This window comes from Kitasatospora sp. NPDC048286 (assembly GCF_043201735.1).
Taxonomy (GTDB): domain Bacteria; phylum Actinomycetota; class Actinomycetes; order Streptomycetales; family Streptomycetaceae; genus Kitasatospora.
Genome location: NZ_JBICZE010000001.1, coordinates 86,229 through 112,519, shown reverse-complemented (window position 1 = coordinate 112,519; position 26,291 = coordinate 86,229). Strand labels below are relative to the sequence as shown.

Here is a 26,291-nt window from a genome sequence, read left to right as displayed (position 1 = left end):
GCCCTAGCGCGGGTCCAGGCCGTTCGAGAGGAACCAGGGCAGCGGGTCGATCGGCCCGCTGCCCTGCGGCCGGATCTCGAAGTGCAGGTGCGGGCCGGTGCTGTTGCCGCTGCTGCCGACGAAGGCGACCACGTCGCCCTGCTTCACCGGGCCCTTGCGCACCTTGTACGCCCGCAGGTGGCAGTACCAGGCCTCGGTGCCGTCGGACATCTTGATGATCGTCATGTAGCCGTAGAACGGGTTCCACTGGGTGCGGAGGGTGCCGTCGGCCACGGCGTAGACCTCGGAGCCGCCGTCCACCGGGAAGTCGATGCCGGTGTGCCGGTTGGCCCAGTGGGTGCCGGCCTCGCCGAACACCTCGCCGAGGCCGTGCCGGGCGACCGGCATGACCACCTTGGGCTTGACCGGCTCGGGCGCCGGCTCGGCGGTGGGCTGCGCGGTGGGGGCCTCGGCGGGGGCGTCGGTGGGCTGGGCGCCGGCCAGCGGCTGGCGGGCGTCGCCGCGCGAGGCCTGGGCCGGTGCGCCGGCCGCGACCGCGTGGGCGGCCGCCGTCTGCGCGGCCGCGGTGTCCGGGGCGTTCTCCGTCGCCGTCTGCGGCACTCGCCCGGCGGCCTGGGCGCGCTGCTGGTCGGCCTCGCCCTGCACGGTGACCGCCGCCGCGGCGGCCACGCCGAGCGCCGCCACCGACGGCAGCGCGACCCGCAGCAGCGCCGTCCGGGTGGCCGCCTTGGCGGCGCCGCGGCGCTGGGCGCGGGACTGTTCGCGGGCCGCGAGGCGCAGCTCCGCACGGGTCGGACGGGCGGCTGCATCGGGAGCCATCGGGGGCTGCCTCCTCGGTGGGCCTCGGACGTCGTCGGGCGAGGGGAAGACAGCCGTGACTGTAACCGCAAGGTCGACGCTCCGGAAAACCCTCCGGATGTCAAGGGGGCGGCCGGGGGGTCTGTGCGGAGGTTGCGGGAAGGAGGGGTATACCCGCTGGTAGCAAGGCCGGGAGCTGTGACTTTGCCCTCCTCTTCGGGGGTGGCACGGTCAACCGTGCCGGGTGGCGCTAACCTCCCCTCAGATTGGTTATTGACCGTTAACCGCGCCGGCGGCCCACGAGGCCCGGTCGGATGGTGGACGACGATGTCCAGGAGGCAGTCATGAGTGTGTCGGGGCCGATCCGTGTGGTGGTCGCCAAGCCCGGGCTCGACGGTCACGACCGTGGTGCCAAGGTCATCGCGCGCGCCCTGCGCGACGCCGGTATGGAGGTCATCTACACCGGACTGCACCAGACGCCCGAGCAGGTCGTCGACACCGCGATCCAGGAGGACGCGGACGGCATCGGGCTGTCGATCCTCTCCGGCGCCCACATGACGCTGTGCGCGCGGGTGCTGGAGCTGCTGAAGGAGCGCGACGCGGAGGACATCAAGGTCTTCTGCGGCGGGATCATCCCGGACGAGGACATCGCCGAGCTCAAGGCGATGGGTGTCGCGGACATCTTCACCCCGGGCACGCCGACCCGGGACGTGGTCGCCTGGGTCGAGTCGAACCTGCGGGCCGGCTGAGCCACCGGGCGTCGAGCGGGCCGGCCCCTCCCGGGGTCGGCCCGCTCCGTCGTGCTCGGCGCTCCGCCGGGTTCAGCCCGACAGCTCCGCGAGCATCGCCGCCCGGAAGCGCAGGGTGCCGGCCAGTCGGGCGAAGGTCTCGGACCACGCGGAGTCCGGGGCGGCCCCGGCGGCCAGCTCCTCCACCGCGGCGGCCGTCTCCGGGGCGAGCGCGCGCTCCGTCATCCCGAGCACCCCGCTGTGGCTCCACGGGTACGCCCCGGAGGCCGCCGCCCGGGCCAGCGCCGTCACCACCGCGGTGGACAGCGGCGGCGTCCACGGGGTGGCGCAGGCGCCGAGCAGTTGGAAGGCCTCGCCCAGTCCGTGCACCGTGATGAACGCGGCCGTCCAGGCGGCCCGCTCCTGCGGCGGGAGGACGGCCAGCAGCTTGGCCGGGGCGCCGGTGGCCCGCGGCGAGCGGGTCCGGGCGCCGCGGCCGGGCGGGGCCGGGGCCGGGCCGAGCAGCGCCCGGGCCCAGTCGGCGTCCTGCTGGCGGACGGCTGCCCGCGCCCAGGCCTCCCGCAGGTCGTCGGCCCAGCTGCTGCTGGTCTCGTCGAGGCTGTCGCCGACCCGCAGGGCGAGCAGCTGCTCGGGCGTCAGCCCGGTGCCCGTCGACCAGATCGCCAGTGGCGCGGCGGCCACCACCTCGCCGAACCACCAGGCCCGTTCGCCGCGCCCGGTGGGCGACTTGGGGGCGATCCCGTCGCGCTGCATCCGGGCGTCGCACTCGGCGGGCGGGGTGACCAGCAGGTGGGTGCCGGTGTCGGCGAGCCGGACGGCGGCCCGGGCCCGCTCGGCCATCCGGTGGGCCAGCGCCGAGTCGGGCAGGGCGGAGAGCAGCTCGGCGGCGGTGGCCCGGACGTTCTTGCTGCGGTCGCCGAGGGCGGCCTCCAGGAACGGTTCGTCGGTGGGGGAGAGGCCCTCCTGGAGGGCGTCCAGGAAGAGCAGGCGGTCCTCGGCGCGCTCGGTGGCCCAGGTGCCGCGCAGCAGTTCCAGGCCGGCCGCGGGATCGCGGCGGCGCAGCAGCGTGAGGTGGGTGACCCGCTCGGCGAAGAGGCCCTCGTGCCAGAGCCGGTCGTCCGCGCACTCCTGCGGCAGCTCGGGCGTGGTGGTGCGCAGCACGAACCGCCAGTCGGGGTTCTGCTCGGCCAGCCAGCGGCCCAGCGGACCGGCCAACGCCACGGCGTCGGGGCGCAGTTCGCTGCGGGCGCGGGCGGCGTCGAGCAGGCCGGGCACCAGCGCGGCGGGCGGGCGCAGGCCGCTCGCCCGGGCGGTGGTGAGCCACTGGGGCAGCAGCTCGGCCAGGTTGGCCAGGGTGCCGCCGCCGGAGCCGGTCCGGCCCGAGAGCAGGACGGCCAGTCGGCGGGCGGCGGGCTCCGGCAGTTCCGGGCGGGCGTCCTCGGCCGCGGGCGGGCCGGGCGGCTCGGCGGCCGGTACGGGCAGCGCGCCGGCCCGGCGGCGGACGGCGGCCAGCGCGGCCAGCTCCAGCAGGGCGGCGGCCTGGTCGCCCCGGTCCACGGCGTCGGCGAGCGGCAGGGCGGTGGCCGGGAGCGGTCGGCGGTCGGTGCCGAGCAGGGCGCTGGTCTGCAGGGTCTCCCACGGGTCCTGGGTGGTCGTCATTCTCGGTGCTCCTAAGCGTTGGTGAGGCCGACCGGGCGTCGGCCGGCAGCCCAGGCCGTGACCGGGGCGAAGCCCAGGTGGCCGTACTCGCCGAAGACCGTGAGCGGGCGGCCGGTGGAGACCGCGGCCAGCCGCCACAGCGCGGCCTCCGGGACGGTCGAGGTGCGGACCGGCACGGTGTGGTGGCCGTCCGTCAGGAACCAGCCGTCCGGGGTGCGGACCGGGACGACGTCGCCGAGCACCGTCGGCCGGCTCTCCAGCCACGGGTCGTCGGCGACGGCGGTGCCGTAGCCGGCCACCGCCTCGGCGACGGTCAGCCCGGCGGGCGGCCCGGCGGGGCCCGGTTCGGGGGCGCCGTAGCGCTTGCCGAGGGTGGCGCGCAGCGGATGGGCGCCGGGGTAGTAGGCGAGCTGGGCCTCCACCAGGTGGCCGGTGGGCAGGGCGAGGGCGGGTGCCTGGCCGGAGTGGCCGAAGGCGAGCAGCAGGGCCGGGCGGCCGGTCTTGGCACCGCGCAGCCAGACCCGGCGGGTGGTGAGCCGCTCGACCGTGGTGTCCCGGCTGCCAAGCACCAGCCAGCGGTCGCGGACGCCGGTCCCCAGCGTGCTGTCGTCCGCGGGGTACCCGACCCGGGTGCGGACGGTGGCGGCCAGTTCGGGCGGCAGCTCGTCCATCCGGGTGGCGGCGGTGGCGAGCAGGTGCAGCATCGCGTACTCCTCCAGCAGCCGCTCCTGCGGCAGCGCGTCCAGTTCGCGGACCCGGGTGGCCAGGCCGGGGGCCTGCGCGTCGACCATCCGGGCGGCGACCTCCTCCCAGGGCCCGGCGGTGGACTGGTCGGCCAGGCCGTGCCGGACCCGGTCGGCCAGCCGCAGCCGCAGCTCGGCGGCCCCGGCGGTGACCCGGGCGCCGCGCTTCTCGGCCCGCCGCCGGGCGGCCTCCGGGTCGACCGGCTCCGCCGCGCGCTTCTCCGTGCGCTCCTGGCGGGACTTGAGCCATTCGGCGACCCAGTCGGCGGGCTCGCCGGCCGGGACGGCCTCCGGGGTGCCGCTCCACAGCAGGAGGAGCCCGAGCGCGTGCTTGCACGGGAACTTCCGGCTGGGGCAGCTGCACTGGTAGGCGGGCGTGGCGAGTTCGATCGCGGTGCGGTACGGCGTGCGGCCGCTGCCCTTGCACTCGCCCCAGAGCGCGGTGCCGTCGGTGCCGGTGCCGGACCACGGCGCGGGCGCGGAGAGCTTGCCCGCCGCCTTCTGCGAGGCGACGTCAGGTGCCAGGGACAGGACGTGTTCGGTGCTCCAGCGTTCCTCCATGCGACCGACCGTAGGCGGCGGCACTGACAGCGGCTGACGGGCCGTCCGCGGGCTCCGCCGGGTTGTCAGTGGCTCGGTGCAGGGTTGTTCCCAACAGGTCCTGACTCCCCGATCACCATTGCGCCCGGGGCACCCGTGTGCCCGGGGCCGACCCGAAGGAGCCCGAGATGGCCGACGTTCTGCGGCAGCACGCCGAGGACGCGTTCGCCGGTGAACTGGCCGCGCTGGCCGCGCAGGACGACCGTCCGCGCCCCGAGCGCTGGAAGCTCTCGCCGTGGGCCGTGGCGACGTACCTGCTCGGCGGTGAACTGCCCGACGGCACCAAGATCACCCCCAAGTACATCGGCCCGCGCCGGGTCGTCGAGGTCGCCGTGACGACCCTGGCGACGGACCGCGCGCTGCTGCTGCTCGGCGTGCCGGGCACCGCGAAGACCTGGGTGTCCGAGCACCTGGCGGCGGCGATCAGCGGCGACTCCACGATGCTGGTGCAGGGCACCGCCGGCACCCCCGAGGAGGCCGTCCGGTACGGCTGGAACTACGCCCAGCTGCTCACCCACGGGCCCAGCCGGGACGCCCTGGTGCCCTCGCCGCTGATGCGGGCGATGGCCGACGGCAAGATCGCCCGGGTCGAGGAGCTCACCCGCATCCCCGCCGACGTACAGGACAGTCTGATCACCATCCTGTCCGAGAAGACGCTCCCGATACCGGAGTTGGGAGCCGAGACCCAGGCGGTGCGCGGCTTCAACGTGATCGCCACCGCCAACGACCGCGACCGCGGCGTCAACGAGCTGTCCAGCGCGCTGCGCCGCCGCTTCAACACCGTGGTGCTGCCGCTGCCGGGCTCGCTGGACGAGGAGGTCGACATCGTCACCCGCCGGGTCGACCAGCTCGGCCGCTCCCTGGACCTGCCCGAACTGCCCGGCGGCGCCGAGGAGATCAGGCGCGTGGTCACCGTCTTCCGCGAGCTGCGGGCCGGGATCACGGTGGACGGCCGGACGAAGGTCAAGACCCCGAGCGGCACCCTCTCCACCGCCGAGGCGATCTCGGTGGTGACCAACGGGCTGGCCCTGGCCGCCCACTTCGGCGACGGCGTGCTGCGCGCCGGGGACGTGACGGCCGGCATCCTCGGTGCCGTCGTCCGCGACCCGGTGGCGGACCGGGCGGTCTGGCGCGAGTACGTCGAAGGGGTGGTGCGCGAGCGCGACGGCTGGAAGGACTTCTACCGCGCCGCCCGCGAGGTGACGGCGTGACATCCGAGGTCGCCCTGCTGGGCATCCGCCACCACGGCCCCGGCTCGGCCCGGGCGGTGGCCGCCGCGCTGGCGCGGTGGCGGCCGGACGCGGTGCTGATCGAGGGCCCGCCGGAGGCCGACGCGATCGTCCACCTGGCCGCCGAGAAGGACCTCGTCCCGCCGGTGGCGCTGCTCGCCCACGCGGTGGACGACCCGGCGAGGGCCGCCTTCTGGCCGTACGCCGAGTTCTCCCCGGAGTGGGTGGCGATCCGGCACGCCGTCGACCACGACCTGCCGGTCCGCTTCATCGACCTGCCCGCCGGGTACGGCTTCGCGCCGGAGGAGGGCACCGAAGCGGAGAGCACCGAGGAGGACGGCGCGCGGGAGGGCGCCGAGCCGGTCGCCGACCCGCTGGCGCTGCTCGCCGAGGCGGCCGGGCACGACGACGCCGAGCGCTGGTGGGAGGACGTGGTCGAGCACCGCGCGCCCGGCGGCGACGCGCTGGCGCCGTTCGCCGCCGTCGCCGAGGCGATGGGCGCGCTGCGCGCGGAGGGCCTCGGCGAGTCCCGCCGGGACCGGCTGCGCGAGGCGCACATGCGCCAGCAGATCCGCGCCGCCCGCCGCGCCGGGCACCGGCGGATCGCCGTGGTCTGCGGGGCCTTCCACGTCCCCGCGCTGGAGCGGATGCCCACCGTCGCCCACGACCGGGCGCTGCTCGCCGGGCTGCCGAAGAAGGTGCGCACGGACATCACCTGGGTGCCGTGGACGCACCGCCGGCTCTCCCGGTCCGCCGGCTACGGCGCGGGCGTGCAGTCGCCCGGCTGGTACCACCACCTGTTCACCACCGACGGGGACCCGGTCCCGCGCTGGCTCACCCGGGCCGCCGAGCTGCTGCGCGCCGAGGACCACCCGGTCTCCTCCGCGCACGTGATCGAGGCGGTCCGGCTCGCCGAGACGCTGGCCGTGCTGCGCGGCCGCCCGCTCGCCGGGCTGACCGAGACCCTGGACGCGGTGCGCGCGGTGCTCTGCGAGGGCTCGGACGTCGCTCTGGAGCTGGTCCGGGACCGCCTGGTGGTCGGCGACGCGCTCGGCGAGGTCCCGGACGCCGCGCCGGCGGTGCCGCTCCAGCGCGACCTCACCCGGCTGCAGCGCTCGCTGCGGCTCAAGCCCGAGGCCGCGCCGAAGGACGTCGACCTCGACCTGCGCAAGGACACCGACGCGGCCCGCTCCCGGCTGCTGCACCGGCTGCGGCTGCTGGGCGTGGACTGGGGCGTGCCCGCGCGGTCCTCGGTGAACTCGACCGGGACGTTCCGGGAGAGCTGGCGGCTGTGCTGGCAGCCCGAGTTCGCGGTCCGGATCGCCGAGGCCGCCCAGTGGGGCACCACGGTCGAGGAGGCGGCGGTCAACAAGGCCGTCGGCACCGCCCGCGCCGCCGAGGAACTCGCCGAGCTGACCGGCCTGGTGGAGACCTGCCTGCTGGCCGGGCTGTCCGGGGCACTGCCCGCCGTGATGCGGGTGCTCGCCGACTGCGCGGCCCTGGACACCGACGTCGCGCACCTCGCGGGCGCGCTGCCCGCGCTGGTCCGCGCGCTGCGCTACGGCGACGTGCGCGGCACCGACCACGGGGCGCTCGCCGAGGCGGCCTCGGGCCTGGCCGAGCGGATCTGCGTCGGACTGCCGCCCGCCTGCGTCGGCCTGGACGCGCAGGGCGCGGAGGCGATGCGCGGCCGGCTCGACGAGGTGCACGGCGCGATCGGCCTGCTGGCCGCCGGTCCCGCCGCCTCCGCCACCACGGAGGACGCCGCCGTCGAAGAGGCCGCCGAAGGCACCGCGCCGGACCCCGACGGCCTGGCCGGCCTGGCCGACCGCTGGGCCGCCGCCCTGCGCTCGCTGGCCCGCCGCGAGCCGGCCGGCGGACCGGCCACCGGCGCCCCCGGGCTGCTGCGCGGTCGCGCCGTGCGACTGCTGCTGGACGACGGCCGGCTCGACTCCGAGGAGGCCGGCCGACGGCTGCGACTGGTGCTCTCCGTCGCCAACGCCCCGGCGGACGCGGCCGGTTGGGTCGAGGGCTTCCTGACCGGCGGCGGCGCCCTGCTGCTGCACGACCCCCGGCTGCTCGCCCTGCTGGACGAGTGGCTGACCGGGGTGAGCGGCGAGGTCTTCACCGACGTCCTGCCGCTGCTGCGCCGCACCTTCGCCGGACTGGAGGCGGGCGTGCGCACCACCATCGGCGGCCGGGTCGCGGCCGGCCCGCTCGGCGAGCTCCCGGCCGCCCGGGCCGAGTCCGGCGAGCTGGACCGGGTCCGCGCCGACGCCGCTGTCCCCGTGGTGGCCCTGCTGCTCGGGCTCCGTCCGACGATCCCCCGGCAGGCCGCCGGCCGCGACACCTGACACCGCCGCACCGAACACACTGCCGTACCGCCGCACCGCCGTACCGCCGCACCGCCGTACCGAACGCCTGCCCCACCGCAGGACCCGCTGAAGAGGAGGACGAGATGGCAGCGCCCACGACCGACGAACGGCTGCGCCGCTGGCGGCTGGTGCTCGGCGGCGAGGCCGACGGCACCGGCTGCACCCTGCGCGGCCGCGACGCCGCGATGGACGGCGCCCTCGCCGCGCTCTACCGGGGCGCCCCCGAGGAGGGCGCCCGGGGCGGTCGCGGCGGCCGCCGCAGCGCCGGGCTGGGCGGCTCGGCCCCGCAGGTGGCCCGCTGGCTGGGCGACATCCGCGAGTACTTCCCGTCCACCGTCGTGCAGCTGATGCAGCAGGACGCGATCACCCGGCTCGGCCTGGACCGGCTGCTGCTGGAACCGGAGATGCTGGAGGCCGTCGAGCCGGACGTGCACCTGGTCGGCACCCTGCTGTCGCTCAAGCACGCGCTGCCCGAGACCACCCGGGAGACCGCCCGGGCGGTGGTCGGCAAGGTGGTCGCCGACCTGGAGCGCCGGCTCGCCGACCGCACCCGGGCCACCCTCGGCGGCGCCCTCGACCGCAGCGCCAAGGTCAACCGGCCGCGCCACCGGGACATCGACTGGGACCGCACCATCCGGGCCAACCTGAAGAACTACCTGCCCGAGCACGGCACCGTCGTCCCCGAGCGGCTGGTCGGCTACGCCCGCGCCCAGCAGGCCGTGAAGAAGGACGTCATCCTCTGCATCGACCAGTCCGGCTCGATGGCGCCCTCGGTCGTCCACTCGGCGGTCTTCGGCGCGGTGCTCGCCTCGATGCGCACCCTGGACACCCGGCTGGTCGTCTTCGACACCTCGGTGGTCGACCTCACCGAACAGCTCACCGACCCGGTCGACGTCCTGTTCGCCACCCAGCTCGGCGGCGGCACCGACATCAACCGCGCGCTCGCCTACTGCCAGTCGAAGATCACCCGGCCCTCCGAGACCGTCGTGGTGCTGATCAGCGACCTGTACGAGGGCGGCATCCGGGACGGCATGCTCAAGCGGGTCGCCGCGATGAAGGCGGCCGGCGTCCAGTTCATCGCCCTGCTCGCGCTCTCCGACGAGGGGGCCCCGGCGTACGACCACGCGCACGCCGCCGCCCTGGCCTCGCTCGGCGCGCCGGCCTTCGCCTGCACCCCGGACGCGTTCCCGGAGATCATGGCGGCGGCCATCGAGAAGCGTCCGATCCCCGTGCCGGACCAGAGGGCGTGAGGATTCACCCGAACGCGGTAATCCGACCGATCGGTGGACCGGCCGCCCGTACCGGCCTTCCGGGCATTCTGTGACGGTTCTCACCCAAGGCGGGCAGGCTCCCGGGCGGAACAGTCCCGTCCCACGGGGATAACCTGCCAGACGGACGTGACGCGCGTGTTGATTGACGTGTGCGCCCGTGGCTGTGTGGGCCGCAAGGCCGTACCTCTGCGTACCCGCACCGCCCCGACGACCCGCAGCGAAGATCCTGCCGTGGCACGCTCGTAGAGACACAATCCGCGACCACGAACAAGGACAAACACGTGGACCTGTTCGAGTACCAGGCGAGGGACCTCTTCGCCAAGCACGGTGTACCCGTGCTTGACGGCGATGTCATCGAGACCGCCGCAGACGCTGCCGCCATCGCGGAGCGCTTCGGCGGCCGCGCCGTCGTCAAGGCTCAGGTGAAGGTGGGCGGCCGAGGCAAGGCCGGCGGCGTCAAGCTCGCCGCCGACCCGGCGGACGCCGTCGCCAAGGCCGAGCAGATCCTCGGCATGGACATCAAGGGCCACACCGTTCACAAGGTGATGCTGGCCCAGACCGCGGACATCAAGGACGAGTACTACGTCTCGTTCCTGCTGGACCGCACCAACCGCACCTTCCTGGCCATGGCCAGCGTCGAGGGCGGCGTGGAGATCGAGGTCGTCGCCGAGCAGAACCCCGAGGCGCTCGCCAAGATCCCGGTCGACGCCAACGAGGGCTGCACCCCGGAGAAGGCCGCCGAGATCGTCGCCGCGGCGAAGTTCCCGGCCGAGGTCGCCGACCAGGTCGCCGAGGTCCTGCAGAAGCTGTGGACCGTCTTCATCAAGGAGGACGCCCTCCTCGTCGAGGTCAACCCGCTGATCAAGTCCGGTGACGGCAAGATCATCGCGCTCGACGGCAAGGTCTCCCTGGACGAGAACGCCGAGTTCCGCCAGCCCGAGCACGAGGCCCTGGAGGACAAGGCCGCGGCCAACCCGCTGGAGGCCGCCGCCAAGGCCAAGGGCCTGAACTACGTCAAGCTCGACGGCCAGGTCGGCATCATCGGCAACGGCGCGGGCCTCGTCATGAGCACCCTCGACGTGGTCGCCTACGCCGGTGAGAAGCACGGCGGCGTCAAGCCCGCCAACTTCCTCGACATCGGTGGCGGCGCCTCCGCCGAGGTCATGGCGAACGGCCTGGAGATCATCCTGGGCGACCCCGACGTCAAGTCGGTCTTCGTCAACGTCTTCGGCGGCATCACCGCGTGCGACGCGGTCGCCAACGGCATCGTGCAGGCCCTGGAGCTCCTGAAGAGCAAGGGCGAGAACGTCACCAAGCCGCTGGTCGTCCGCCTGGACGGCAACAACGCGGAGCTGGGTCGCAAGATCCTCGACGACGCCAACCACCCGCTGGTGCAGCGTGTGGACACCATGGACGGCGCCGCTGACCGCGCCGCCGAGCTGGCCAACAAGTAAGGAAGGGGACTACACACCATGGCTATCTTCCTTACCAAGGACAGCAAGGTCATCGTCCAGGGCATGACCGGCGCCGAGGGCATGAAGCACACCCGCCGCATGCTCGCCTCCGGCACCCAGATCGTCGGCGGTGTCAACCCGCGCAAGGCCGGCACCACGGTCGACGTCGACGGCACCGAGATCCCGGTCTTCGGCTCCGTCGCCGAGGCGATGGAGAAGACCGGTGCCGACGTCACCGTCCTCTTCGTGCCGCCGGCGTTCACCAAGGCCGCCGCGATCGAGGCCATCGACGCCGAGATCGGCCTGGCCATCGTCATCACCGAGGGCGTCCCGGTGCACGACACCGCCGCCTTCTGGGCGCACGCCGGTGCCAAGGGCAACAAGACCCGCATCATCGGCCCGAACTGCCCCGGCCTGATCAGCCCCGGACAGTCGAACGCCGGCATCATCCCGGCCGACATCACCAGCTCCGGCAAGATCGGCCTGGTCTCGAAGTCCGGCACCCTGACCTACCAGCTCATGTACGAGCTGCGGGACATCGGCTTCACCTCGGCCGTCGGCATCGGTGGTGACCCGGTCATCGGCACCACCCACATCGACGCGCTCAAGGCCTTCCAGGAGGACCCGGAGACCGAGCTCATCGTCATGATCGGTGAGATCGGTGGCGACGCCGAGGAGCGTGCCGCGGCCTTCATCGCCGAGCACGTCACCAAGCCGGTCGTCGGCTACGTCGCGGGCTTCACCGCCCCCGAGGGCAAGACCATGGGCCACGCCGGCGCCATCGTCTCCGGCTCCTCGGGCACCGCCCAGGCGAAGAAGGAGGCCCTCGAGGCCGCCGGTGTCAAGGTCGGCAAGACGCCGTCCGAGACCGCCCGCCTGGCCCGCGAGATCATCGCCGCCCAGGCCTGATCCCGCCCCGCGCGTGACGAGCGCCCCCGCCCTTCCCGGGCGGGGGCGCTCGCCGTTCCGGCACGCCCCGGGCGGCTCAGTGCGCCCCTGGCCCCGTCGTGCAGGGCAGCGGCGACCACAGCCGGCAGACCACCGGGCCCTGCGGCGGGGGAGCGGCCGCCCGGCCCGCCGCCGGCAGCTCCCAGCGCGCGGCCGCCCGCGGCTGCGGCTCCACCAGGACGGCCTCCAGGCCGGGCGCCGGGCTGCACCAGAAGCTGGTGATGCCGTTCGGCACCCCACCGGGCAGCAGCGGCACGCTCGGCTCCGCCTCCCGCGCCCCGGCGGACAGGGCGGCGGGCAGGCACACCGCGGGCGCCGGCGGGTCGACCGACCGGAACAGCACCGCCGGGCGCATCCCCGACAGGGTCGCCAGCGTCGCCCCGGCCACCGCGAACGTCAGCAGCGCCGCCGCACCCGTGCGGCTCGCCGTCCAGAGCCGGTGCCAGGCCCGCAGCACCGGCACCGGCGCCCGGTGCGGCTGCGGGCAGCCGCGCACCGCCGCCCGGTACAGCTGCCCGCTCAGCCCGTCCGCGAAGCCCGGCGCCGCCGGGTCCGGCCCGACCAGCTCCGGCGTCCACTGCGCCAGCGCCGCCCGGGCGGCCCACACCCGGCCCTCGGCCGCCACCCGCGTGGACTCCATCTCCACCGCGACCGCCGGGGCCGGCAGCCCCAGCCCGTCGTGCAGCACCAGCGCCCGGCGCTGCGGGCGGGACAGCCGCTTGAGCGCCTTCAGCAGCGCCCGGTCCCGGTCGGTCAGCCGGTCGTGGTCCGGCAGCACCGCCTGCGCCTCGTCGGCCGGCCGCACCCTGATCCGCCGGTGCGGCAGCGCCCACACGTGCGAGCGGCGGGGTCCGCCCCGGTGCCACGGGGACAGCGCCAGCTCGCAGGCCCGCGCCCGTACCCACCCCTCCGGGTTCCCCGAAGCGGCCACCGCGCCCCAGCGCCGCCGGGCCTCCCCGAACGCCAGCCGTACGCAGTGCACCGCCCGGTGCCGGCAGGCGGTCAGCAGGAACACCTGCTGCACCAGCCGGGTGTGCGCGGTCTCGTACAGCTCCTCGAAGCTCACCGCCGGGGGCTCCGCGTCGAGGTCGTCGTCCCCGACCGAGGGCGCGGCGGCCAGCGCCACCCGGCCGGGACTGGCGGAACCGGGCCCGGCCGGGGCGGCGGCGGGGTACGGGGGCTCGCCGCGGTCGGCGGCGGTGCCGCCCGTGGGGGTGTTCGGCCCGGGGCCCGTGCTCGGGGACGTGGCGCGACGGGGCTCGGCCGGGTCGTGGAGGCGGGCCGTGGGCGTGGCGGTGGCGTCGCTTGTCCGGTCGGGGCCGGCTGCCTTCGACCGCCCGCCGTCAGCCCGCCGCCCGGCCGTGGCGCCGTGTCCCGCGTGTTCCGCCGGGGCCTCCCGCGCCTGGTCGGGCTCGGCGGCCTGTGGCTTCCTGCCGTCGGACCCCTGCGCGGTCGGGACCCGGCGTGACGTGTCGCCGGGGCGGGCGGCCGTGTCTGCGGGGGCCTGCGGCCCACGGCCGTCGCCGCTGTCGTTGCCGTTGCCCGGGGACGGACGGCCGCTTGAGGTGGGGACGTTCTCCGGCCGATCCTGTTCGGCGCCGGGGTCAGTGGGCGTCGTCGGCCCACGTCCGCCGTCCGCGCCCCGGGCCCGCGCCTGTTCGGCGCCGGGGGCGCCGCCGTGCCTCCCGGGGGCCGCGGGAAGCGTCGGCCCGCCTCCGCCGTCGGTGCGGCCCGCCGGCTCGTGGTTCCCGGCGGTCGGCTGACGCCGCGCGCCGACCGTCGCCGGTGCGGCCAGCGGCGCCCGTGGCACGGTGGCGCCGCTTGCCTGGCCCCCGGGCGCGCGACCCTCGTGCGCGCGCCCCGGGGCGGCGCTCTTCGCGGGGGCCGGCGGCCTGCCGGAGGCCTGGCGCGGCTTCTCGGCCGGAGCCCGGCGCGCCGCGCCGCCGTCCGCGTCCCGCGCCGGGCGGGCCGCCTTCCGGGCGTCGTCGGAGGTGCGTGGGGTGGGCTTCCCGGCTCGGGAGCGGCGCCGCTTCATTGGCGCGTCCCCACCCGTTGCCACATCGGCCGACGGACGCCCGGCCCCGCAGGCAGGGGCGGGTTCCTCGGGGCGCGGCAGGGCGTCGGCCAGCAGGGCGAGGGCCTCCGCCTCGGTGCGGGTGCCGAGCTTGCGCAGGGCGCGCTGGAGGTAGCTGCGGGCGGTGGCGGGGGTGACTCCGAGGGCGACGGCGGTGCGGGGGAGGTCGTGGCCGGCCGCGAGGTGGGCCAGGACCTGGACCTCACGGGGGGTCAGTTCCCGCCGGGGGCGGCCCGCGTCGGTTCCGGCGCGGGCGGGCTTGCGGTGGCGCTCCGGTGTGGGGGAGTCGGCGGTGGGTGGCGTGGTCATCAGACGCTCCGGGCCGGGGCGCCGGCGGCTTGGGGGCAAGGTCTGAAAATGCGCATAAGCCAATAATCTGGGACACGGCGGCGGTTTGGCGCTTCACGGAGCATGGCGAGTCGCCTTGGCACCATGTGGCCCATGACGCAGCTGATGGGCCGTCCGATCCTGGAATCGCCCGGCGAATCGGGTGGACGCCCCGCGCTGGCCGACCTGTTGACGGGAGTGCGGACGGCGCTGGTCGGCCTGGCCGTGGTCGGGGCGCCGGTGCTGGCGCTCTGGGTGGCGTCGCCGTACGCGGAGGACGGCGCGGCCGCTGTCACCCGGTTGGCGGGGGTGCTCTGGCTGCTCGGGCACGGCGCACCGGTGCTGCGCGGCCCGACGGACGCCCCGCTGACCGTCACTCCGCTGCTGCTCGGCGTCCTGGCCGTGGCCCGGCTCCACCGGGTGGCCGCCGGGGTGGCGGCGCGGCGCGGGCCGCGCTCGCGCTGGAGCGGTCCGGTGGCGGTCTGGGCGGGGTACTGCGCGGTGGCCGTCGGGGTGACGCTGCACTGCGCGGGGGGCGGGCTGTTCCGCAGCCGGGTGCTGCCGGACGTCCTGGCGGTGGCGCTGGTGGCGGGCCTGGCGACGGCCTCCGGGGCCCGTTCGGTGGCCGTCCTCGACGGGCCGGCCGATTCCCCGCTGGACCGCCTCCCGCCGCCGTACCGCCCGGTCGACGCCGTGCCGACGGTACGGGCCGCGGCGCTGGCGGCCGGAGCCGGACTGGTCGCGGTGGGCGGCCTCCTGGTGGTGTCCTCGGCGGTGCTGGACGCGGTGGCCGGCGGCGGGCGCGGCATGGCGCTGCTGGGGGGCGGGCCCGCCGCGCTGGTGGGACTGGTGCTGCTCGCGCTGGTGCTGCTGCCGAACGCGGTGCTGTGGGGCACGGCGTACGCGCTGGGCCCGGGTTTCGGGGTCGGCACCGGGACGGTGGTGTCGCCGGCCGCTACGGCGCTGGGCCCGGTGCCCGAGTTCCCGCTGTTCGCGCTGCTGCCGGCGGACGGCCCGGGCGGCTGGCGGCTGGTGGTGTCGGCCCTGCCGCTGCTGGCCGGGGTGGTGCCGGCGGTCCTGCTGGGCCGCGCGGCGGCGGGCCGGCGGCCGGTGGGCCGGCGGCTGCCGGCCAGGGCCGGGGAGCGGCCCGAGCCCTGGCCGCCGGCCGCCACGGCGGTGGCCGCGCTGGCGGCGGCGCTGTCGGTCGGGGCCGGGGCGGCGGTGCTGGGCTGGCTCTCCGGCGGGGCGTTGGCGGGGGAGCGGCTGGCCTGGGTGGGGCCGGTGCCGTGGACGGGTCCGGCGGCGGCGGGCTGGATCGCGCTGGTCGCGGTCCCGGGCGCGCTGCTGGTCCGGTACCGCACGCTGGGCCCGGCGGACGGCGTGGGCGTGTACGCCCGGCTCGCGCGGCACGTCCGCCGGGGCGCGCTGGCGCTGCGCGCCGGTACGTACGCCCTCGTGCTGCGGCTCTCCGGAGTGGGTGTCAGCAGCGTCGGCGGACCGGGCCCCGACGAGCGGGACCCGGTCGACCGGGTGGATCAGGACGACTGACCGGGGCCGACCGGCCGGACGACCGACCGGCCCCGGACGTCGGCCCGGCTACTCGGCGTTCCCGGTGAAGTCCACGTACCACTGCGGCGCGTACCGGTCGCAGTTCTGGGCGCCGACGCTGGTCAGCGAGTCCTGCACGCAGGTGACGTAGTCGCGGTAGTGGTACCCGAGGCCGATCACCGAGGTGGCGACCACGATGGTCATCGCGCCGGTCAGGATGCCGGCGAGCGCGGCCGGGGTGAGCGGGTTCGGTGCCGGCGCCGCGGGGAGCGGGCCGCCCGGACCGGCGGCGGTGGCGGCCGGGGCGGACCGCCGGGTCCGCAGCGCGCCGACGCCCCAGACGATGCCGAGCGCCCCGATCAGCAGCGCGATCCAGTGGAACCCCATGAACAGGCAGACCAGCGCGAACGGTCCGGCCAGCGCGGCGTTGCGCGCCTTGCGGTGGGCCGGGTCGGCGAGGTCGAGCCGGGGCGGCTGCGGGGCCGGCGGCCGTTGGCCGGGTCGGCCGTCGTCGCCGGGGCCCCACGGCGGCGGCAGAACCGGACGCTCGCCGCCCTGGCCGTCGGGGCCGCCCTGTCCGTCGGTGCCGGGGCCTGGGCCGGCCCAGGGGCTGCGCGGCTGCCACGGCTGGTCCGGGGCATCCGCCGGCGGCGGCGCGAAGGGGTTGCGCTCACCGGTGTCGTCGCCGCTGCTCATGGGTTCAGCCATTCCTTCTCGGTCGGAGCTCGTTCGGAGGTTCTCGCGTCGGAGCGGTCTCCCGCGCCCCCAATGATCCCGCAGCCGTCCACCGGGCCACCGGCGGCCCGTGTCGAAGGGCCGGGCGGGACCGGACGGGGTCGTCGGCGGGCCGGTGCGGGCCGGGGCAACTCCGGTGCGGCGGGCCGGAGGAGATCCCCGTCTCAACTACGCGCGTAGCGCCGCCGGGAGGGTGCGGAGGCCGTCCGACCAGCCGTTATCGTGGTGACGGTCAGCAGCCCACAGAGGTTCCCCGGGCCCGCGTCGCGGCGGGTTTCCCCGGAGTTCCCCCTCGCTCGACCTGCCGTTCGTAGTGGCCCCACCGCCGGTGGACGTACCAGCGGACGGCGCCCGACCTACGGAGAAACGCGCAGTGGCCGCCGCCCCCGCCCAGCACTTCCCGCCCCGTACGCCCGGACCGGCCCGCCTGGTGGTGCTGGTCTCCGGCTCCGGCACCAATCTGCAGGCGCTGATCGATGCCGCGGCCGATCCGGCGTACGGCGCCGAGATCCTCGCCGTCGGCGCGGACCGGGACGGGATCGTCGGCCTGGACCGCGCGGAGAAGGCCGGCCTGCCGACCTTCGTCCACCGGGTGAAGGACCACCCCGACCGGGCCGAGTGGGACCGCGCGCTGACCGCCTCCGTCGCCGAGTACCGGCCCGACCTGGTGGTCACGGCCGGCTTCATGAAGATCCTCGGCCCCGAGTTCATCGCCGCCTTCGCCGGGCGGATCGTCAACACCCACCCCGCACTGCTGCCCTCCTTCCCCGGCGCCCACGGCGTCACGGACGCGCTCGCGTACGGGGTGAAGGTCACCGGCTGCACCGTCCACCTGGTCGACTCCGGCGTGGACACCGGGCCGATCATCGCGCAGGGCGTCGTCGAGGTCGTCGACGCCGACCACGCCGATGGCGGCGACGCGCTGCACGAGCGCATCAAGACTGTCGAGCGCAAGCTGCTCGTCGACGTCGTGGGCCGGCTGGCCCGCGAAGGTCACCGCATCGAGGACCGAAAGGTATGGATCCCGGCATGAGTGCCAGCTCCACCACGCCCGTTTCGGAGAACGTCCGTCCGATCCGTCGCGCGCTGATCAGCGTGTACGACAAGACCGGTCTGGAGGAGCTGGCCCAGGGCCTGCACGCCGCCGGGGTCGCCATCGTCTCCACCGGCTCGACCGCCGGCCGGATCGCCGCCGCCGGCGTCCCGGTGACCGAGGTCTCCGAGCTGACCGGCTTCCCGGAGTGCCTCGACGGGCGCGTGAAGACGCTGCACCCCCGCGTGCACGCCGGCGTGCTGGCCGACCTGCGGCTGGAGTCGCACCGCGCGCAGCTGGCCGAGCTGGGCGTCGAGCCCTTCGACCTGGTCGTGGTGAACCTCTACCCGTTCAAGGCCACCGTCGCCTCCGGCGCCACCCCGGACGAGTGCGTCGAGCAGATCGACATCGGCGGCCCGAGCATGGTCCGCGCCGCCGCCAAGAACCACCCCTCGGTGGCCGTGGTGGTCGACCCGGCCCGTTACGGCGACGTGCTGACGGCCGTCCGGGAGGGCGGCTTCGACCTGGCCACCCGCAAGCGCCTGGCCGGTGCCGCGTTCGCCCACACCGCCGCCTACGACGTGGCCGTCGCCTCCTGGTTCGAGGACGGCTACGCCCCGAGCGACGCGCACTTCCCCGAGTTCCTCGGCTCGACCTGGGAGCGGCAGAACGTGCTGCGCTACGGCGAGAACCCGCACCAGGGCGCCGCGCTGTACAGCGACGGCACCGGCGGCCTGGCCGGCGCGCAGCAGCTGCACGGCAAGGAGATGTCGTACAACAACTACGTCGACACCGACGCCGCCCGCCGCGCCGCCTACGACCACGCCGAGCCGGCCGTCGCGATCATCAAGCACGCCAACCCGTGCGGCATCGGGACCGGCGCCGACGTCGCCGAGGCGCACCGCAAGGCGCACGAGTGCGACCCGGTCTCCGCGTACGGCGGCGTGATCGCCGTCAACCGCCCGGTCACCGTCGCGCTGGCCGAGCAGATCGCCCCGATCTTCACCGAGGTCGTCGTGGCCCCCGGCTACGAGGAGGGTGCCCTGGAGGTGCTCACCCGCAAGAAGAACCTGCGGGTGCTGCTCGCCCCCGAGGCCCCGGCCAACCGCCAGGAGGTGCGCCCGATCTCCGGTGGCGTGCTGCTCCAGGACGCCGACCGGGTGCACGCCGAGGGCGACGACCCGGCGAACTGGACCCTCGCCAGCGGTGCGGCGCTGTCCGCCGACGAGCTGGCCGAGCTGGCCTTCGCCTGGCGGGCCTGCCGGGCCGTCAAGTCCAACGCGATCCTGCTGGCCAAGGACGGCGCCTCGGTCGGCGTCGGCATGGGCCAGGTGAACCGGGTGGACTCCTGCAAGCTCGCGGTCGAGCGGGCCGGCGAGCGCGCCAAGGGCTCCTACGCGGCCTCGGACGCCTTCTTCCCGTTCGCGGACGGCCCGGCGATCCTGATCGCGGCCGGCGTCAAGGCGATCGTCCAGCCCGGTGGCTCGATCCGCGACGAGGAGGTCGTCGCGGCGGCCGCCGAGGCCGGCGTGACCATGTACTTCACCGGTGCGCGGCACTTCTTCCACTGACACCGGTCCCGCCGACGGCGGGACGGCGTGACGGAACGGCAGAGCGGCCCGGCCCCCTCCGAGGAGGGAGCCGGGCCGCTCTGCCGTTCCGGCCGGTCAGTACCGGGGCCGGTTGAACCACTTGACGCTGTCCTGGAGGCACATGGCGGTGATCCAGATGATGCTGACGGCCAGCCAGAGCAGGCCCGCGATCAGACCCGTCGCGGAGCCGCTGCCGAGGGCGCCCAGCAGGATCAGCAGGCCGACCAGGCCGCCGAGCGAGCCGTACACGATGGTGGTGATCCGGACGGCGTTGCCGCCCTTGCCGAACTTCACGCCGAGCGTGATGGAGAGCGCGGCGAACAGCCCGAACACCACACCGACGACGATCAGGACACCGCCGACGGCGTCGCCCAGCGCGAGGAACGAGTCGTCGCTGGTGGTCTTGCTGACCTGGTTGGTGGCGTCCTTGGCGACCGCCCCGAGGATCACGTAGCCGAACGCGGCGAGCGTCTGCACACCGCCGACGATGAACAGCAGCACCCGGGCGGCCGTCATCAGGCTCGGCATGGACACCGGGGCCACCGGCGCGTACCCGTAGGCCGGGGCGGCCTGCGGGTAGCCGTAGCCCGGGGCGGCCTGCGGCGGCGGGGCCTGCTGCGGGTAGCCGTAGCCGGGCGGGGCGGCCGGCGGCTGGCCGTACGGGTTGTTCGGGTCGGGCGGGTAACTCATGGATGCCTCCGGGCAGTTGCGGGGACGCGGGGACGGGACGCTGACGGCCCGGTGCGGTCGGTCGGTAGGGCCACCGACCGAAGGGGACGTTAGCGGAGAGGGGTGACAGCCCGGCGGCGGTGACGGGCGCCGCGGCTCGGCGGTGTGGTGAGCGTCAGGGGCGCGAGACGGCCGACGGGTACGGTGCGGGCGGGACGGTGCCGCCGCGGTCGGACTGCTCGTTCTGCTGTGATCGGCTCACTGACTCTTTCCCCCGGGTACGCCCCGCCGCGGTGATCCGTCGGCCCGTCACCGGGCCGGTACGCGGCGGGAATGCCCGCTTATCGTCATCCGGACGACGGGGCCGTGTCCAGCCGGTTCCGCGCGCCGGGCCCAGACTGTGGCGCAACCGCAATGTGCGGCGGACCTTCGTACCCGTCCGTTCACCCTCGCGTTCACCTGCGCTCCCACCCGTGCGCCCGTTCGCCGGACGCCCGTGCGCCCGTTCGCGGGGCGTCCTCCCGCCCCGGCGCCGGGCGTCCTCCCGCCCCGGCCGGGACGCCCTCCCGTACCGGTCCGGGCGGACCGCCCCACCGTCCCGGACCGCTCGTCGGAGCGGACCGCCGCCCTCGGTACGGAGACCCCCGGCGATCCGGGAGAATGGGGTCATGACTGCCCAGATTCTCGATGGCAAGGCCACCGCCGCCGCGATCAAGTCCGAACTCGCCGCCCGCGTGGCGGCCCTCAAGGCGAAGGGCGTCACGCCCGGCCTCGGCACCGTCCTGGTCGGCGACGACCCGGGCAGCCGCTGGTACGTGAACGGCAAGCACAAGGACTGCGCCGAGGTCGGCATCGCCTCGATCCAGCGCGAGCTGCCCGCCACCGCCACCCAGGAGGACGTCGAGAACGTCGTCCGCGAGCTCAACGCCGACCCGTCCTGCACCGGCTACATCGTCCAGCTGCCGCTTCCCAAGGGCCTGGACCAGAACCCGGTCCTGGAGCTGATGGACCCGGACAAGGACGCCGACGGCCTGCACCCGACCTCGCTCGGCCGGCTCGCCCTGGGCATCGACGGCCCGCTGCCGTGCACCCCGCTCGGCATCGTCGAGCTGCTGCGCCGCCACGACGTCGAGATCAACGGCGCCGAGGTGGTCGTGGTCGGCCGTGGCATCACCGTCGGCCGCTCGATCGGCCTGCTGCTGACCCGCCGCAGCGAGAACGCCACCGTCACCCTGTGCCACACCGGCACCCGGGACCTCGGCGCCCACCTGCGCAAGGCCGACATCATCGTGGCCGCCGCCGGCGTGCCGCACCTGGTCAAGCCGGAGGACGTCAAGCCGGGCGCCGCGGTGCTGGACGTGGGCGTCAGCCGCAGCGAGGGCAAGATCGTCGGCGACGTGCACCCGGGCGTGGCCGAGGTGGCCGGCTGGATCTCCCCGAACCCCGGCGGCGTGGGCCCGATGACCCGCGCGATGCTGCTCAACAACATCGTCGAGGCGGCCGAGCGCCGCGCCGGCATCTGACACCCCAGGGACGGCGAGCATGACTGAACCGCGACCGGCACGGTCCCGCCGCAGGCCGGTCAAGACCACCGGCACCCTGCCGCCCGAGGGCTCGGCCGCGGCCCTCGGACGCGAGCACGCCCTGCCGGTGCGGCAGTGGCCGATCACGCTGGTCCTGCTGGTCGTCGGCGCCGGCCTCGCGGTCACCTGGTTCGCCGACTTCAAGGACGGGTTCAAGTACGGGCTGCTGATCCTCGGCGCCGGCGTGCTGCTCGGCGCGGTGCTGCGACTGGTGCTGCCCGAGGTCGGGATGCTGGCGGTGCGCAGCCGCTTCACCGACGTGATCGTGCTGAGCTTCCTGGGCATCTCGATCGTGCTGCTGACCCTGGTGGCGCAGCCGAACCCGTGGCTGCAGATCCCGCTGCTCGACAACATCGGCCAGCTGATGGGCCGGCCCAGGCGCTGAGGCCCCAGGCGCTGAGGCCCCGGGCACTCAGGCCCCGGGTGCTGAGCCCCGGACGCCGAGTGCGCCCCGGGCACCGCTCCGCGGGCCCGTGACGGCCCCCGCCCGCCCATGGAAACCCAGGGCGCGGGCGGGGGCCGCCTTTCTTCTCTTCTGTGATGCATCAGCCATGCCGGGACACCCGGCGTACGCTTCCCTTTGCGATAACCTGACGCCGGTCTCTCGATGTCGAGAGATCATCCTGGCTCCAGCGCCGGTGTGCCTGGGGCGCCTGGCGATTTGCTGGAGAAGGTAGAAATGACTCGCACCCCCGTCAACGTCACCATCACCGGAGCGGCCGGTCAGATCGGCTACGCGCTGCTCTTCCGCATCGCCTCGGGCCACCTGCTCGGCGCCGACGTGCCGGTGAACCTGCGCCTCCTGGAGATCCCGCAGGGCCTCAAGGCCGCCGAGGGCACCGCCATGGAGCTCGTCGACTGCGCCTTCCCGCTGCTGCGCGACATCACCATCACCGACAAGCCGGCCGAGGCCTTCGACGGCGCCAACGTCGCGCTGCTGGTCGGCGCCCGTCCGCGCACCGCGGGCATGGAGCGCGGCGACCTGCTCCAGGCCAACGGCGGCATCTTCGGCCCGCAGGGCAAGGCCATCAACGACCACGCCGCGGACGACATCAAGGTCCTGGTCGTCGGCAACCCGGCCAACACCAACGCCCTGATCGCCCAGCGCAACGCCCCGGACGTCCCGGCCGAGCGCTTCACCGCGATGACCCGCCTGGACCACAACCGCGCCGTCGGCCAGCTGTCCGCCAAGACCGGCGCCCTGGTCTCCGACATCAAGCGCGTCACCATCTGGGGCAACCACTCCGCGACCCAGTACCCGGACGTCTTCCAGGCCGAGATCGCCGGCAAGCCGGCCTTCGAGGCCGTCGGCAGCGACCTGGGCTGGCTGGAGAACGACTTCATCCCGACCGTCGCCAAGCGTGGCGCCGCCATCATCGACGCCCGTGGCGCCTCCTCGGCCGCCTCGGCCGCCAACGCCGCCATCGACCACGTGTACACCTGGGTCAACGGCACCGCCGAGGGCGACTGGACCTCCATGGGTGTCGTCTCCGACGGCTCCTACGGCGTTCCGGAGGGCCTGATCTCCTCGTTCCCGGTCACCACCAAGGACGGCGAGTTCAAGATCGTCCAGGGCCTGGAGATCTCCGACTTCTCGCGCGCCCGCATCGACGCCTCGGTCCAGGAGCTGGTCGAGGAGCGCGACGCGGTCCAGGAGCTGGGCCTCATCTGAGCCCGCCCCGCACGGCTTCACCGGCGGCCCGCCGCTTCCCTCCCGGAAGCGGCGGGCCGCCGCCGTGTCCGGCCCCTGATCCGCCGCCGCGTCCGCCCGGGGCCGCCGTCGTGTCCGGCTCCGGCGGGTTCCGGCCGCCCTACACTGGCCCGCTGTGAGCGAAACACTCGGGGACGCCGCGCTCGTCCTCGTCTTCATCCTGCTGGGCGGGCTGTTCAACGTCGCCGAGATCTCGCTGATCTCGCTGCGCGAGGGCCAGATCCGGACGCTGGAAGCGCGCGGGACCCGGCGCGCGGCCCGCGCCGCGCACCTGGCGGCCGACCCCAACCGCTTCCTGGCCGCCGTCCAGGTCGGGGTGACCTGCATGGGCTTCCTGTCCGCCGCCTTCGGCGCGGACACCCTGGCCGGCAAGGTCGCCCCGCTGTTCGTCCGGGCCGGGCTGTCCGAGGGCATGGCCGACGCGGTGGCCCTGGTCGGCCTCACCCTGGCGATCAGCTACGCCTCGCTGGTGCTGGGCGAGCTGACCCCCAAGCGGATCGGCCTGCAGCGCGCCGAGTCCATCTCGGTCGTCGCCGCCCCGGTGGTGGACGTGATGTCGGTGGTGCTGCGGCCGGTGATCTGGCTGCTCGGCCACTCCACCAACCTGATGGTCCGGCTGCTCGGCGGGGACCCGACGGCGGGCCGCGGCTCGATGAGCTCCGAGGAGCTGCGCGGCCTGGTCGCCGCCAACACCGAACTCGGGAGCGACGAACGGGCGTTGATCGCCGACGTGTTCTCCGCCGGAGAGCGCCAGCTGCGCGAGGTGATGGTCCCGCGCACCGAGGTGACCTTCCTGGACGCCGAGCGCCCGCTGGCCGCCGTCCGGCACCAGGCCGACACCTCCCCGCACTCGCGCTACCCGGTGGTCGAGGGCAGCGCCGACGCGGTGGTCGGCTTCGTCCACGTCCGCGACCTGTACGGCGCGCGCGGCGAGCAGGCCGTCAAGGTCCGCGACCTCGCCCGCCCGGTCAAGCTGCTGCCCGGCACCAAGCTGGTGCTGGAGGCGATGGGCGAGATGCGCCGGGAGGGCCACCACCTGGCCATCGTGGTGGACGAGTACGGCGGCACCGCCGGGATCGTCACCCTGGAGGACCTGGTCGAGGAGGTGATCGGCGAGATCCGGGACGAGTACGACCGCCCGGAGTCCGCCCCCACCCGCCGGCTGGCCGGCGGCGGCATGGAGCTGGACGGCCTGCTCAACCTCGGCGACTTCGCCGAGGAGACCGGCGTCGTCCTGCCCGAGGGCCCGTACGAGACGGTGGCGGGCTGTCTGGTGGCCGTGCTCGGCCGGCTGCCCAGGGACGGCGACCAGGTGCGCGTCACGGTCGAGGGCGGCGGCGAGGTGCTGCTGACGGTGGCCAAGGTCGAGGGCCGGCGGATCGCCCGGGTGGGGGTGAGTGCGGTCACACTGGCCGAGCCTCCGGGGGCGGAGGTTTCCTGAGCGAGTGGTGGAACTGGAACAATGGCGCGCATGGTCAACGCAGCGGTCACTGGTCCGGTCAAGGACCGTCCCCGGGTGCTCTCCGGCATCCAGCCCACCTCCGGCTCGTTCCACCTCGGCAACTACCTGGGCGCGGTGCGCCAGTGGGTGGACCTCCAGAAGGCCAACGACGCCTTCTACATGGTCGTCGACCTGCACGCGATCACGGTGCCGCAGGACCCGGTGACGCTGCGCGAGAACACCCGGGTCTCCGCCGCCCAGCTGCTCGGCGCGGGCCTGGACCCGGACAACTGCACCCTGTTCGTCCAGTCGCACGTGCCCGAGCACGCGCAGCTCGCCTGGGTGATGAACTGCCTCACCGGCTTCGGCGAGGCCTCCCGGATGACCCAGTTCAAGGACAAGTCCTCCCGCTACGGTGCCGAGGGCACCACGGTCGGCCTGTTCACCTACCCGATCCTGCAGATCGCGGACATCCTGCTCTACCAGGCGGACGCCGTCCCGGTCGGCGAGGACCAGCGCCAGCACGTGGAGATCACCCGCGACATCGCCGAGCGCTTCAACACCCGCTACAGCCCGACCTTCACGGTCCCGAAGCCGTACATCCTCAAGGAGACGGCGAAGATCCAGGACCTCCAGGACCCGGCCGTCAAGATGAGCAAGTCGGCCTCCTCGCCCAAGGGTCTGGTGAGCCTGCTGGACGAGCCGAAGGCCAGCGCCAAGAAGTTCAAGAGCGCCGTCACCGACACCGGCACCGTCGTCTCCTACGACGAGGAGGGCAAGCCGGGCGTCTCCAACCTGCTGCGCATCCACTCCGCGCTCAGCGGCCAGTCGGTGGACCAGCTGGTCGAGCACTTCGAGGGCAAGATGTACGGCGCCCTGAAGACCGAGCTGGCCGAGCTGTTCACCGAGTGGGTGACCCCGTTCCAGGAGCGCACCCGCAGCTTCCTGGACGACCCGGCGGAGCTGGACCGGGTACTGGCGATCGGCGCCGAGAAGGCCCGTGAGGTGGCGTCGGCGACGCTGGAGACGGTGTACGACCGGATCGGCTTCCTCCCGGCCGCCAAGCGGTGACTCCCCTCACACGCCTGCCCGATGGTGGCGACCTCCCCGAGGTCGTCACCATCGGCGTGTCCGTGAGTGTCCCGGACCCGTACGGCACGGCGGTCCAGGACGCCCGGGCCGGGCACGGCGACCCGCTGGCCCGGTCGATACCCACGCACGTCACCCTGCTGCCGCCGACCGAGGTGGCCGCCGAGCTGCTGCCGAAGATCGAGGAGCACCTGGCGGCGGTGGCGGCCGCGCACCGGCCGTTCCGGATGCTGCTGCACGGCAGCGGGACCTTCCGCCCGGTCTCCCCGGTGGTGTACGTCCGGGTCGAGGAGGGCGCGCAGGAGTGCCGGCTGCTGGAGGCGGACGTCCGCTCCGGCCCGCTGGCCCGCGAGCTGGCCTTCCCGTACCACCCGCACGTGACGGTCGCCCACGGTCTGCCGGACGACGTGCTGGACCAGGCGTACGAGCAGGCGCGCGACTTCCGGGCGGACTTCCCGGTGCCGGGCTTCGGCCTCTCCCGCTTCGGTGCGGACGAGGTCTGGCGGCCCTGGCGGAGCTACCCGTTCGGGTGAACCGGGGCGTGCGCCGCAGCACGGACCGGAGTGTGGGCCGGAGGGTGAACCGGCCTCCCTGCCCGCCGAGTTCGACCGTCCGGCGGGCCGCGCAGCCGTAGTCCGGCGCACGGTGCCCGGCCCGACGCCC

At 75.0% G+C, this 26,291-nt stretch carries 21 protein-coding genes; 15 read left to right on the top strand and 6 right to left on the bottom strand.

Translation table 11 applies throughout. The features are described 5' to 3' along the window. Positions 1-3: 3 nt before the first annotated feature. Positions 4-819 (bottom strand): M23 family metallopeptidase, encoded by an 816-nt coding sequence (locus ACGF13_RS00490; RefSeq protein ID WP_392867220.1) that lies wholly within the window; start codon positions 817-819, stop codon positions 4-6. A gap of 323 nt (positions 820-1,142) precedes the next feature. Between ACGF13_RS00490 and ACGF13_RS00485 the strand changes: the two genes are divergently transcribed. Further along, positions 1,143-1,547 carry a cobalamin B12-binding domain-containing protein gene (locus tag ACGF13_RS00485; RefSeq protein ID WP_224285525.1) on the top strand — a complete coding sequence of 135 codons (405 nt, stop codon included), beginning with the start codon at positions 1,143-1,145 and terminating at the stop codon, positions 1,545-1,547. A gap of 72 nt (positions 1,548-1,619) precedes the next feature. Here ACGF13_RS00485 and ACGF13_RS00480 read toward each other — a convergent pair whose 3' ends face one another. After that, the gene (locus ACGF13_RS00480) at positions 1,620-3,206 is read right to left on the bottom strand and encodes a DUF5691 domain-containing protein (RefSeq protein ID WP_392867217.1); all 1,587 of its coding nucleotides are present in this window, start codon (positions 3,204-3,206) and stop codon (positions 1,620-1,622) included. Between the two features lie 11 nt (positions 3,207-3,217). After that, positions 3,218-4,510 (bottom strand): SWIM zinc finger family protein, encoded by a 1,293-nt coding sequence (locus tag ACGF13_RS00475; RefSeq protein WP_392867215.1) that lies wholly within the window; start codon positions 4,508-4,510, stop codon positions 3,218-3,220. Positions 4,511-4,677: 167 nt separating this feature from the next. On the opposite strand from ACGF13_RS00475, the gene ACGF13_RS00470 reads away from it, so the two are divergent. The 5 genes from ACGF13_RS00470 (at position 4,678) to sucD (ending at position 11,787) form a co-directional block, all read left to right on the top strand. Beyond that, on the top strand, positions 4,678-5,760 hold the full coding sequence (locus ACGF13_RS00470) for an AAA family ATPase (RefSeq protein ID WP_392867212.1): 1,083 nt from the start codon (positions 4,678-4,680) through the stop codon (positions 5,758-5,760). Next, the gene (locus ACGF13_RS00465) at positions 5,718-8,132 is read left to right on the top strand and encodes a DUF5682 family protein (RefSeq protein ID WP_392868743.1); all 2,415 of its coding nucleotides are present in this window, start codon (positions 5,718-5,720) and stop codon (positions 8,130-8,132) included. The genes ACGF13_RS00470 and ACGF13_RS00465 overlap by 43 nt, the downstream gene beginning before the upstream one ends. Before the next feature lie 104 nt (positions 8,133-8,236). Further along, positions 8,237-9,403 carry a VWA domain-containing protein gene (locus ACGF13_RS00460; protein WP_392867209.1) on the top strand — a complete coding sequence of 389 codons (1,167 nt, stop codon included), beginning with the start codon at positions 8,237-8,239 and terminating at the stop codon, positions 9,401-9,403. 302 nt (positions 9,404-9,705) lie between these two features. Then, entirely contained in the window at positions 9,706-10,878 is a 1,173-nt protein-coding gene (gene sucC / locus ACGF13_RS00455; RefSeq protein ID WP_392867206.1) for an ADP-forming succinate--CoA ligase subunit beta, read from the top strand. A gap of 18 nt (positions 10,879-10,896) precedes the next feature. Continuing rightward, positions 10,897-11,787, top strand: coding sequence for a succinate--CoA ligase subunit alpha (sucD, locus tag ACGF13_RS00450; protein WP_359831103.1), 891 nt, complete (start codon positions 10,897-10,899; stop codon positions 11,785-11,787). 76 nt (positions 11,788-11,863) lie between these two features. Here the strand turns inward: sucD and ACGF13_RS00445 are convergent, their stop codons facing one another. Then, positions 11,864-14,209, bottom strand: a complete 2,346-nt coding sequence (locus ACGF13_RS00445; RefSeq protein WP_392867203.1) for a LuxR C-terminal-related transcriptional regulator — start codon at positions 14,207-14,209, stop codon at positions 11,864-11,866. A 132-nt stretch (positions 14,210-14,341) separates the two neighbouring features. On the opposite strand from ACGF13_RS00445, the gene ACGF13_RS00440 reads away from it, so the two are divergent. Further along, positions 14,342-15,775: a DUF6350 family protein gene (locus tag ACGF13_RS00440; RefSeq protein WP_392867200.1), complete on the top strand. Its 1,434-nt coding sequence runs from the start codon at positions 14,342-14,344 to the stop codon at positions 15,773-15,775. A gap of 48 nt (positions 15,776-15,823) precedes the next feature. On the opposite strand, the gene ACGF13_RS00435 is transcribed toward ACGF13_RS00440, so the two are convergent. After that, entirely contained in the window at positions 15,824-16,471 is a 648-nt protein-coding gene (locus tag ACGF13_RS00435; protein ID WP_392867198.1) for a hypothetical protein, read from the bottom strand. Between the two features lie 412 nt (positions 16,472-16,883). On the opposite strand from ACGF13_RS00435, the gene purN reads away from it, so the two are divergent. Both purN and purH read left to right on the top strand, forming a co-directional pair. Next, the gene (purN, locus tag ACGF13_RS00430) at positions 16,884-17,543 is read left to right on the top strand and encodes a phosphoribosylglycinamide formyltransferase (protein ID WP_392867195.1); all 660 of its coding nucleotides are present in this window, start codon (positions 16,884-16,886) and stop codon (positions 17,541-17,543) included. After that, positions 17,540-19,114: a bifunctional phosphoribosylaminoimidazolecarboxamide formyltransferase/IMP cyclohydrolase gene (gene purH / locus ACGF13_RS00425; protein WP_392867192.1), complete on the top strand. Its 1,575-nt coding sequence runs from the start codon at positions 17,540-17,542 to the stop codon at positions 19,112-19,114. Before purN ends, purH begins: the two co-directional genes overlap by 4 nt. 96 nt (positions 19,115-19,210) lie before the next feature. Here purH and ACGF13_RS00420 read toward each other — a convergent pair whose 3' ends face one another. After that, positions 19,211-19,825 carry a hypothetical protein gene (locus tag ACGF13_RS00420; protein ID WP_392867189.1) on the bottom strand — a complete coding sequence of 205 codons (615 nt, stop codon included), beginning with the start codon at positions 19,823-19,825 and terminating at the stop codon, positions 19,211-19,213. Between the two features lie 647 nt (positions 19,826-20,472). Between ACGF13_RS00420 and ACGF13_RS00415 the strand changes: the two genes are divergently transcribed. The 6 genes from ACGF13_RS00415 to ACGF13_RS00390 all read left to right on the top strand — a co-directional run bounded on the left by ACGF13_RS00415 (position 20,473) and on the right by ACGF13_RS00390 (position 26,161). Next, a complete protein-coding gene (locus tag ACGF13_RS00415; RefSeq protein WP_392867187.1) occupies positions 20,473-21,327 on the top strand; it encodes a bifunctional methylenetetrahydrofolate dehydrogenase/methenyltetrahydrofolate cyclohydrolase in 855 nt (284 codons plus the stop codon). Between the two features lie 19 nt (positions 21,328-21,346). Next, a complete protein-coding gene (locus tag ACGF13_RS00410) occupies positions 21,347-21,772 on the top strand; it encodes a DUF3017 domain-containing protein (RefSeq protein WP_392867184.1) in 426 nt (141 codons plus the stop codon). A gap of 294 nt (positions 21,773-22,066) precedes the next feature. Then, positions 22,067-23,059, top strand: coding sequence for a malate dehydrogenase (locus tag ACGF13_RS00405; RefSeq protein ID WP_392867181.1), 993 nt, complete (start codon positions 22,067-22,069; stop codon positions 23,057-23,059). A gap of 154 nt (positions 23,060-23,213) precedes the next feature. Then, positions 23,214-24,539, top strand: coding sequence for a hemolysin family protein (locus ACGF13_RS00400; protein WP_392867178.1), 1,326 nt, complete (start codon positions 23,214-23,216; stop codon positions 24,537-24,539). Positions 24,540-24,614: 75 nt separating this feature from the next. Then, the gene (trpS, locus tag ACGF13_RS00395) at positions 24,615-25,610 is read left to right on the top strand and encodes a tryptophan--tRNA ligase (RefSeq protein ID WP_392868741.1); all 996 of its coding nucleotides are present in this window, start codon (positions 24,615-24,617) and stop codon (positions 25,608-25,610) included. Between the two features lie 62 nt (positions 25,611-25,672). Beyond that, complete coding sequence (locus ACGF13_RS00390; protein WP_392867175.1) at positions 25,673-26,161, top strand: 2'-5' RNA ligase family protein; 489 nt, start codon at positions 25,673-25,675, stop codon at positions 26,159-26,161. Positions 26,162-26,291 lie beyond the last annotated feature (130 nt).